The organism is Mesorhizobium loti (assembly GCF_003148495.1).
Taxonomy (GTDB): Bacteria; Pseudomonadota; Alphaproteobacteria; order Rhizobiales; family Rhizobiaceae; genus Mesorhizobium; species Mesorhizobium loti.
Genome location: NZ_QGGH01000035.1, coordinates 1 through 9,479, shown reverse-complemented (window position 1 = coordinate 9,479; position 9,479 = coordinate 1). Strand labels below are relative to the sequence as shown.

At 58.3% G+C, this 9,479-nt stretch carries 7 protein-coding genes and 3 pseudogenes; 2 read left to right on the top strand and 8 right to left on the bottom strand.

Annotation, left to right across the window (positions count from 1 at the left end; all coding sequences use genetic code 11):
• Positions 1-157: 157 nt before the first annotated feature.
• Genes C8D77_RS36900 through C8D77_RS36895 form a run of 3 tightly spaced genes read right to left on the bottom strand, consistent with a single transcriptional unit; the run spans position 158 to position 3,909 of the window.
• The gene (locus C8D77_RS36900) at positions 158-487 is read right to left on the bottom strand and encodes an ATP-binding cassette domain-containing protein (RefSeq protein ID WP_245951996.1); all 330 of its coding nucleotides are present in this window, start codon (positions 485-487) and stop codon (positions 158-160) included.
• 28 nt (positions 488-515) lie between these two features.
• Positions 516-662 carry a hypothetical protein gene (locus tag C8D77_RS37975; RefSeq protein WP_170136930.1) on the bottom strand — a complete coding sequence of 49 codons (147 nt, stop codon included), beginning with the start codon at positions 660-662 and terminating at the stop codon, positions 516-518.
• A 55-nt stretch (positions 663-717) separates the two neighbouring features.
• Positions 718-3,909: a WD40/YVTN/BNR-like repeat-containing protein gene (locus tag C8D77_RS36895; RefSeq protein ID WP_109672861.1), complete on the bottom strand. Its 3,192-nt coding sequence runs from the start codon at positions 3,907-3,909 to the stop codon at positions 718-720.
• A gap of 288 nt (positions 3,910-4,197) precedes the next feature.
• Between C8D77_RS36895 and C8D77_RS36890 the strand changes: the two genes are divergently transcribed.
• Positions 4,198-4,449 (top strand): hypothetical protein, encoded by a 252-nt coding sequence (locus C8D77_RS36890; RefSeq protein WP_146211879.1) that lies wholly within the window; start codon positions 4,198-4,200, stop codon positions 4,447-4,449.
• A 160-nt stretch (positions 4,450-4,609) separates the two neighbouring features.
• Here C8D77_RS36890 and C8D77_RS39030 read toward each other — a convergent pair.
• A pseudogene (locus C8D77_RS39030) lies at positions 4,610-4,796 on the bottom strand (ABC transporter permease); the annotation flags it as partial.
• Between the two features lie 200 nt (positions 4,797-4,996).
• Between C8D77_RS39030 and C8D77_RS39215 the strand changes: the two are divergent.
• Positions 4,997-5,263 (top strand): annotated as a pseudogene (locus tag C8D77_RS39215) (ABC transporter permease subunit); the annotation flags it as partial.
• A 278-nt stretch (positions 5,264-5,541) separates the two neighbouring features.
• Here the strand turns inward: C8D77_RS39215 and C8D77_RS39025 are convergent.
• The 4 genes and pseudogenes from C8D77_RS39025 to C8D77_RS36865 form a co-directional block, all read right to left on the bottom strand.
• Positions 5,542-6,063 (bottom strand): ABC transporter substrate-binding protein, encoded by a 522-nt coding sequence (locus C8D77_RS39025; protein WP_342770071.1) that lies wholly within the window; start codon positions 6,061-6,063, stop codon positions 5,542-5,544.
• A complete protein-coding gene (locus C8D77_RS39020; protein WP_342770070.1) occupies positions 6,038-7,144 on the bottom strand; it encodes an ABC transporter substrate-binding protein in 1,107 nt (368 codons plus the stop codon). The genes C8D77_RS39025 and C8D77_RS39020 overlap by 26 nt, the downstream gene beginning before the upstream one ends.
• A gap of 671 nt (positions 7,145-7,815) precedes the next feature.
• Complete coding sequence (locus tag C8D77_RS36870) at positions 7,816-9,051, bottom strand: ATP-grasp domain-containing protein (RefSeq protein WP_109672863.1); 1,236 nt, start codon at positions 9,049-9,051, stop codon at positions 7,816-7,818.
• Between the two features lie 271 nt (positions 9,052-9,322).
• Positions 9,323-9,479, bottom strand: a pseudogene (locus C8D77_RS36865) (IS3 family transposase); the annotation flags it as partial.

Sequence of the window (9,479 nt, the reverse complement as noted above, 5' to 3'; positions counted from 1 at the left end):
CTTGGCGAAAACTCCTCACGCAACCTGAGACAATAAACTCCATCGGGATGCGGGACTGGGCACACGTCGGTCAATCAAAATGACCGTTGGTATTAGAGCCTCGGCCGTTCTGCTCCGATACGATTCTCTGGAGCGCCGGAAGGTGGAGTTTCCCGGCTCAGATCAGAGCAACCAGCCGTATTGACCGCAGCAGCTCCGCCACGATATCGATCACGGTGTGTTCCGGATTGAGGCTCAGGTAAGCGTCCTGCAAAATCATCTGTACGTTATGCCGGTAGGGACGCGGGGCCGAGGAAAGCCGCGCCCCGAGGTTCATGTCGTGGCCATCGAACAGCAACCTGCCGCCTGTTGGCGGAGCAAGTTTGGTGATGACGCGGCCCAGCGTCGTCTTGCCGTTTCCCGACCATGGCGAAGATCTCACCCCGCCCTGTGGTGGGGCCGACGCCAAGCTGGGCGCGGCCCGATCGTTGCAGGCACCGCCGGCCATGATCTCAATCCAAGAAGAAAAGACAAGACTAGCGGCGGCGCGCCGCAGCACGCTGCAGCCACCACCGGGCGACCACCATCGCTCCTACGACAAGCGCAACCGCGATGTAGAGCATCTCGGTTGTACCGTCACCCCCATCCGGGCTCACGCCGAAGGTCCGCTCGATGAAATCCATGTCTATCTCCTTTCTGGAACGAATGCTTACTGAGCCATGTGTGTTTCCTCAGCGCCTAGGCCTTGCCGGTGCCAAGCAGCTCGACGCCGGCATTCTTGAGCGCGACATTAAGTCCGGCGACACAGTCCTTCACGATCGCATCCAGCGCTTTGATCTCGCCGTCAACTTTCGACATAATCTCATCGGAGACCTGCCGAGCTTGTGACGTCGGCGCTGCGTCGGCGATGGCCACCACGTTGATGAGGTCGATCAGCTTATCGTCCAGCCCGGGCGGATTGCGTTCTAGATCGCGCGACGACTCCCGCTTGCTGTCGATCAGCAATTCCTCGATCGCCTCGAGCCGCCCGACCAAGGATTGCACGCGCTCGCCAAGCGATATGTCGCTGTCGTCGAGCCGCTTCTGCACATCCGCGAGCCGCCGCTTTAGGAACCGGATATGATTGACCGCTTGATTGAGTGCCGAGAGCTTGCCGACTAGTCTTTGCAAGAGCTCGAATTGTTCGGCGAAATCCTTGTCGGTTGTGCCAACGCGGGGATCCTTCACGACGGTGAAGTCGACCGTCTGACTCTTTCCGTTGACCTGCAGCTCAACTTTATAGCTGCCAGGAACTACCGCGGGGCCGCTGGGGCCCTCTCGTTCCGGGGCGAGAGGCTTGTATTTCTGGATCACCAGCGACCGCTCAAGCTTGGCTGGTCCTGGACGCCTGAGGTCCCAGATGAAGCGATGAAGCCCGGCATTCGTGCCTGGCTTTTTATGGGAGGGTACGTCCGTGTCGTCGCTCGAGAACGCAACGATTGGCTTGTCTGTTGCGTCTCGGAAGGTAAGCTTGACCGGCCCCTCTGCATCATCCGGCAGCCAGTAGTAGACGATCGCCCCATTCGGCGGATTCTCGCCGCAGTCGACATAGCGGCGATCGGTCCGTTCGCCCTCCAACTCCACGACCTCCGTGGCAGCGCCGATGCCCCAACCGGGGCCGTAGTTAATCCCTGCCTTCGCGTAGCTCGCCTCGACGCAATAGTTGAGCTTGGCCCGAACCGTCGGGCGTGGGCTCACCAGCTTCACATTTGCCTGATCCGGGGCCAGTTCGCGCAAGGGCGTCACGTCATCCAGAATCCAGAAGGATCGGCCATGGGTGCCGGCGACGAGGTCGCGGCCCTTGATCTTGAGATCGTAGACCGGGACCACGGGCAGGCCGCCGGCCATGCGCGACCAGTGCGCGCCGTCGTCGAAAGTGAAGAAGACGCCGGTTTCGGTCCCGGCGAAGAGCAGTCCTGGCCGCACCGGGTCGGCGCGCACCACACGCGTGATCTCGCCTTTCGGGAAATCGCCGACGATTGACTCCCAGCTTTTGCCGCCGTCCTTTGTGCGGAAAAGATAGGGCTGGTAATCGGCAAGCTTATAGCGCGTGGCTGCTACATAAATGGTGTCGGCGTCGTGCGGCGAGATTTCGAGGCAGCCAACATAAGAGAGTTCGGGCATGGCTTTCGGCGTGACGTTGCTCCACAGGGCCCCGTCGTTCCGGGTCATATGGACGAGGCCGTCGTCGGTAGACGCCCAGATCTCACCCTTGCGGTGCCGGGATTCCACGACCGAGGCGCACGTGGCGTGCACTTCTGCGCCGGAATCGTCGTGAGTCAGGACGCCACCCGAGTGGTCCTGTCGAGCCGGGTCGTTAAGGCTTACATCGGGCGAGATCACTGTCCAGCTCGATCCCTCGTCGCGGCTGCGGAAGACGTGGTTCCCGCCAATGTAGAGTGTCTTTTGATCATGCGGCGAAAAGGTGATTGGGAAGGTCCAGCCAAAGCGGTAGCGCATATTCTTCGACGCCATACCACTCGTTTTTTCCGGCCAGACACTGACAAGGCTAATTTGTCGGCTGCGGTGGTCGTAGCGTTGCAGAGCGCCACAGTCCGCCGGGCTTGAGCCGATCGCGCCGCAATAGACGATGTCGGAATCCTTGGGATCCACGGCGATGAAGCCGCTCTCGCCGGTGCCTGGATAGGTGCAGTCGCCCAGCGTGACAACACCCCATTCCGAGGCGTTCGGAACCGAGATTGCGGTGTTGTCCTGCTGGGTGGCGTAGACCCGATAGGGATATTGGTCGTCGACATCGATGCGATAGAACTGTGCTGTGTTCTGATTGTAGATCGATGACCAGGTCCTGCCGCCGTTGAAGGTGACGCAGGCGCCGCCGTCGTTGCCTTCGATCATCCGCTTGGGATTGACCGGGTCGATCCAGAGATCATGGTTGTCGTCGTGGGGCGTATTCACCTCCATGAAGCTCTCCCCGCCATCGGTCGACTTCCACATCTGTAAATTGGTCACGTAAACCGTATCGGCATGTCCGGGATCGGCGAAGACATGGGTGTAGTAGAAGGGACGGTGCATCAGATCACGGTTCTGCGAGATTTGGATCCAGCAGTCGCCGTAATCGTCGGTGCGATAAAGCCCGATCTTGTCTCCTCCCGCCTCAAGGAGGGCGTAGACGCGCCCGCGCTGCGCCTCCGAGACACAAACGCCGATCTTGCCGAGCACCCCGCCCGGTAGTCCGTTCCGCCCGGACAGTTCCTCCCAGGTGTCCCCGCCGTCCAGAGACCGGAACATCCCGCTGCCCGGCCCGCCGCTACTGAGGTTCCAGAAGCTCCGCCGCGTCTGCCAAATTGTGGCGAAGAGGATGCGTGGATTGTTGGGATCCATCGAAATGTCGACGGCGCCAGCGTCGGGATTGCGGTAAAGGACCTTCTGCCAGGTCTTGCCGCCGTCCTTGGAGCGGAACACGCCCCGTTCTTCGTTAGGTCCGAACGCATCGCCAAGCGCCGCGACATAGACGATGTCGGGGGCCTGCGGATGAATGCAGATCTTGCCGATATGGCGCGTCTCTTTCAGTCCCAGATGAGTCCAACTGCGACCGGCGTCGGTCGACCCGTAGACGCCGTCGCCGTAAGAGACGTCGCCTCGGATCGTCGACTCGCCCGTGCCGGCATAAATGACGTTCGAGTCGCAGCGGGCAACTGCGAGTGCGCCGACGCTGGCGCTCGTGAAGAAACCGTCGGACACGCACCGCCAATACACGCCGCCGTCGATTGTCTTCCATACCCCACCCGCGCAGGCGCCGAAATAAAAGGCCATCGGGTCGTCGTAGTCGCCCGCAACCGCCACAACACGGCCGCCTCTAGCTGGACCGATACAGCGCCATTTGAGGGCTTCGAGGCGCTTCGGGTCAGTGACACGGATCTGCGTCGGCATCGCATTACCTCTTCATAATGATTTATTGTGTTTGAAGCTCGATCGAACTTCCGAGGTTCGCACAGGCGCGCCTTCAATTCGGATAGCTATGCGACGCGAAATAAGGAGCATCCCCTTGTCCCTCGAAACCGCGCTATCACGTATACGGGAATGTAGTCGACAATTGACGGAACCGGGTTCGATGCCGCGTCCTCCGGGAGCCAGACCTTCGCAGCCAGGGGGTTCCGCCGGAAAGCGGAATCCACACGTTCTCCAAATAGTTTCACGGGCAGGGGTCCGAGCGCAATTTTGATCGTCGCCCATCCATCTTGGCAAATTGCAGCATGTTCCATCGCCTTTGTGTTCAGAGAGGCCGTCTCTCAAAGTGCCTATTCTCTTTCCAGGAAAGATGACCTGCGCAGGGGACAGGTTTGCGCCAAAATGCGCTGGAGGCTGAAAAGCAGGGCCCATAAAACGGTTCAATTTGAAATCCCTGAGGCACTTCGGGACCTGATCTACAGCCTGATGTACCACGTGAGCCTGCTCGGTGCATTCGGTTGATATGATGGCGATCGAGGAATTCGCCGATGATGCCTGCGGACCGTTTCGGGGGTTCGTCGCATCTTTCTGAGCCAACGTTTGCCTTGGCAAAGAATTGCTATAAGGAATTGGCGAGCGTTTTTGACGTGACCAGGAGTCTGGTGCCGGGAACGTGCGGCGGCAGCAGGATCGTCGAGATCGAGATCAGGCCATGACAAAAGCCGCGATTGTAGCCAGCGACAACACCGATTAGAATCCCACCAGAGCCGCGCACGTCGCTGCCAGCAATCCGACCGGTCGCCGAAAATCGTTCGTGCAAACACGTCCCGACCAAGATTGTCGCTCCCGAACCACATCTCGGCGGAAGGCAACTACAGCCGAATGATTTCAGGTCGAATCGACCCGAATCTGAATCTGTCTCCAAATCAAAGAAGTAGAGCATGATCTCAGAACCGCTTCACACTTTTCGGAATTATGTTCACATCTAGAGCCCCTTGGTTATGCTCGAGGTTCTGTTCGGAGACTATACACCGGCCGCCGGGCATAGGTGCTTCATCCGATGCCATCCTTTCACCATGCTTTGAAGAATGCCGGCGTCCCGATCCTGACGGTCATCGCATAAGCTTCGCCTATCTGATCGGCGGGGTCGTTCTCACGGAAACGGTGTCAACATACTGGTATCGGTCGTCTGGTCGTGGATGCAATCAACAACCGTGACTCCAGAATGTGCTTCCTACCGACTTCAGGTACCTTGATCGATTACGGTATCGGCACGGATATGACGATTTTCGTTCAGCGTCATCCATTGATCAGTGCGGGCGAATGGCGCCTCTGATTCTGGCGCTCCCTGCCACAACTTTACTCCGGCGATCTGGTGAATACGACTCTCCGCCGTGGCCGACTTGCCCGGCGATGATCGCCGCCGGATGGCTTGGCGCCAACCTGCGACGCAGGAAGATGAAGATCCCGACCTGCGAAGGATGTAGACCGCCAGCTCTCAGGCTTCTCCATGTTCCACATCGGGACGATCGCGGGCACGTCGATGAGACCCGTGAGGGTCTTTCGGCGAGCGATCGGCGAGAAGCTTGGTCGCCATTCGCGGTTAGGAGGGGATCAGTGAGAGGGGGAGTAATCCATTTCCGTCGTAATGAACATGTTCCAGCCGCCGCCCTCAACAGGGCCTTTGTTTGCCCGGCGCGTGGAGAGTGCGCCCCAATCCATCGGCGCGAGATCAGCGTTGACCCCAATCTTCTGTAGCGCCGCCGCCAATAGCTGCGAGGCATTGTCTCCTTCGTGCCAGTCCGTTGGATCGAGAATAACGACCTTCTCGCCGGCGTATCCGGCTTCCTTGAGCAGCTGCCTAGCCTTTTCCGGGTCGCCGCCCTTTTTGAACCATCCTGTATTTTCGTCGTTGGAAGCCGGCGTAGTGTTTCCAAAGATGGAGATCAGGGTAGTGGAATATTTTAGGTCAGGAGCCATGACGCGCATGAACGCCTCTTGATCAATCAGGCGAAGCACGGCCTGGCGCGCCTTGAGGTTGTCGAATGGTGGCTGCAGGAAATTCATCCGCACGAGCGCGTCCCAGCCCGCCTTGTCCAGAACCTGAAGTTCAAGGTTGGGATCGCTCTCGACCAAGGTGTAAAGGTCTGCCGGCGGCGTCTCGAAGTAATCGATCGACCCGATTGCAAGGCTGCCAACGCCGTCCGCTGGTCGGCGATAACATCCCAGATGACGCGATCGACGTTGATGATCTTCCCGCCAGCCAATCCGTCGGACGGCTCCTTGCGCGGTACCTATTTTTCATTGCGATCAAAGGTGTAGCTTCCGCGTGGCTTGGCAAGAGCTTCATTGAACTTAAACGGCCCCGATCCAATCGTCGCAGTAACCTGCTCAGTCGCAGGGCGGTTCGCGTCTTTCTCGCGCATAACGAACAGGCACGGCGGCGTAAGGTCCGCCAGGAGACCAGAAGTCCCAATGGCTCCTTGAGCGAGATCGTGAAAGTCGTGTCATCCTTCTTCGAGATGTCGCTGGCGAGCGCCATGATCAGCTGTCCGCCGGGGGCCACCTGGCCCCAGCAACGAATCGAGGCGACACAGTCTGCCGCGGTGACCGGGGTACCGTCGTGCCACACCAGGCCGTCCCGCAGCTCGAACATATAGATATTCTTGTCGTCGGAGACGTCAAATTTCCCGACCATTTGCGGCTGCGGCATGAATTTCGAGTCGAACGCGAACAGCGTGTCGTAAATCGCCGCGCCGTAGTCGGCGGTAATGTTCGTTGCCGTCCAGATCGGATCGAAGATGCGTAGGTCGCCCTTTACCATGTGCACTGTCCGCGCGCCGGCCGACACTGTCTGCGCCCGCAGCCCTGAAGGGATCGATAAAGCCGTTCCTGCGGCCAAACCAGCCTTGAGGATTTCGCGTCGAGAGATTGTCATGTTCAGTTCCCTTTTTACTGGCGCGATTAATCCGCGCTTGTTGGTCTTGTTGATACCAGGATCGAGGGATTCGCCTGTCGCCTGATTGATTGCATCTAGGAATGATATCCGCGGGGAGAGAGAACTTGCATCAAAATGCGGCGGGTGAGCCGCACAAGGCCGCGCGGTTTGAAATGCATCGCCGCGAGGTCCGATGCAGTCGCGCAATCTGCCGCTGTCGCATGGGGAACTGACTGGCAAGAGATGGGTTCCGCCGTGTTCGACCAAGTGCTTGAGCATGTCAGAGCCCGACTCGACATACTGCGCAGCAGGTCCGCCCGGTCGCCTAGGACATCGCGCCCCTTGACTCGGAGATAGTCGTTCCGGCTGTCGGTAGGATGGCCTGGGTTCACGTGAGAATTACTCAACTAAGATAGACTGGTCCACGCGACAATAATCCATTGCGGCATGGTCTGCGGATGTCCGGATGAGCGCGGTGGCCAAAGGCATTTGCGACCGCAGGCGAATGCTTGGTACGGCCGTGTTCGTCAGCAGGTCGGTTACGGGCAGGTTATCTCGCTCAGCAAGGGCGTTTCAGCGCCACGCCAACGCTGGATTGCGTTCGGTGCATCATCACCGAAGGTCGGCGGCGAAATTGGACTTGAATCACAATAAAGCCCTAAGTGGTATCCTAAATCTCAAGAGGCCTTAAAAGCGGCTGGCGATCCACTCGACGATCCGGGGCACGCCGATGGCCTATGCGTCGACCTTCCGAAAAAGAGAACTCCTCGTTCCGACGCGCTTCCACGGGCGCAACAGCGTTCTTCAGGGTTGCAATATCGATTTCGACAAATGATTCCCCCTAACCTGCCACGGCTCGTTCTCCTGTGATGATGATCGGCTCGATCGCCCGAGCAAGAATACGGCCATACTCACACGCGCTGGTGCGGAGACAGAATATGTGGGCCAAGCTATTCCTGTTCGCCAAGCGTCGGAAATGGAGTGATCGTCCAATTGACCGACTCGACGGCCCGCTGAATTGTCGCTTCGGTCTGAGCAAAGCTGGGTGAAGCGGCGATGACATGTCCGATAAAGTCTCGGGAATCACCTTTCCCGACGATCGGCGTCTTGGATTCAACATAGAATTTGACTTCGGCAACACCTGGTACGGCAGCCGCCTGACTTTCGTCGCCGATCCAGTCGAGGATGCCATTGCGATCAGGAACCAGGAGCCGCGCGGCAGCGGTGTGCGAATGCTTTCTGCGTAAATCCCATTCTTCACCAATGGCAAGCTTGACGTTCTCGGTGATGAGATCGAGTCCGTAAGCCAGCTGAATCAACTCAGGGCCGGGCGTGCCACCAAGGCGCGGATTGACTTCAATGACGACTGGGCCACGCTTCGTCCACCGGAATTCAATGCAGGTTGGTCCCCAGCCAAGACCTAGAGCTCGCAGACAGCGCAGCGAAACATCAGTGATACGCCCATGATCGTCATCGCTGAGCAGAGCCGGAAAGGTAAATTCACGAAAGACGAAATGCGGCCGGTCGCATTCACCGGCGAAAATTCCAATGACCTCATTTCCCATTAGCTCAGCGCAATAGTAGGGGCCTTGTACGAACTCTTCGACGAGTATCCTCGGCGCAGACGGCCAAATGTGCTTCCCTAACAAATAGGCCGTATGTTCGGCCAACTCATCAACGTTGCGGCACAATCGGACACCGACGCTGCCGCTGCCTACGGCTGGCTTAAGAACCACCGGCAATCCGATCACCGCAGCATAGCTTTCTGCTTCTGTCGCATTCGCTGCAAGGCGATAAGCAGGTATTGGAATGCCGGCCTGCGCAAGGAGCTGACGTTGAGTGAATTTGTCGCAGCATCGTTCAATGGATTCGGGGTTCGGTCCCGGTAAAGCGAAATGCCTGCAGAGCTTGCCAGCCGTCACACAGGCCGACTCATCGGCGCGCGAAAAGCCGATAATGCCAGCAATGTCATAGGTTGCACATAGTCGGGAACATTCGCGGATCAGCGAATCGAGATTGTCCGTATCGACAGGGATTGCCTCAATGCGTTCCGCCGCAAGATAGTCGTATTGAGCTGGATCGGCCGACAGAGCAATTGGATGAAGACCAAGGCGTTGGGCTGCTTGGACGTATTGAAGGCCCATGCGGCTATGGCCTTCTAGGAGGATGAGTACTCTTCTTGCCATTGCTGCCGACTCCATGTTTCGTGCCGTGCGGCGGTTTGAGTGTGAATCGGCGTCAGCTCTTTATCCGTGTCTGATCTCACACTTTGCGGTGAAGGTACCATTATTCGCGATCGGCATTCGCGAAGCTTTCGTAAAATATAGTTTAAGGAATTGTTGCGAAGTTTCGGCATTGATCGCGTGGTACGGGCGGTGCGATCGAGGAACAGAGCTGATGAGTATCCTGAAGAGGGACTGAATCGCGCCGGGTTTTCTGGAGGCCGTTTCATTTGAGTCACGCGGCCATGGCTGGTTCATCCAGCATGGCGTAGTAGCGTTCCTCGGCTTCGGCCGGCGGGATGTTGCCTATGGGCTCCAGCAGCCGGCGATTATTGAACCAGTCGACCCATTCGAGCGTAGCGAACTCGACGGCTTCGAAGTTACGCCATGGT

Bases quoted from the DNA above. Each gene is read 5' to 3' on its own strand.
- C8D77_RS36900 (WP_245951996.1), bottom strand. From the start codon at position 487: ATGGCCGGCGGTGCCTGCAACGATCGGGCCGCGCCCAGCTTGGCGTCG.
- C8D77_RS39020 (WP_342770070.1), bottom strand. From the start codon at position 7,144: ATGCTCAAGCACTTGGTCGAACACGGCGGAACCCATCTCTTGCCAGTC.
- C8D77_RS36870 (WP_109672863.1), bottom strand. From the start codon at position 9,051: ATGGCAAGAAGAGTACTCATCCTCCTAGAAGGCCATAGCCGCATGGGC.
- C8D77_RS36895 (WP_109672861.1), bottom strand. From the start codon at position 3,909: ATGCCGACGCAGATCCGTGTCACTGACCCGAAGCGCCTCGAAGCCCTC.
- C8D77_RS37975 (WP_170136930.1), bottom strand. From the start codon at position 662: ATGGATTTCATCGAGCGGACCTTCGGCGTGAGCCCGGATGGGGGTGAC.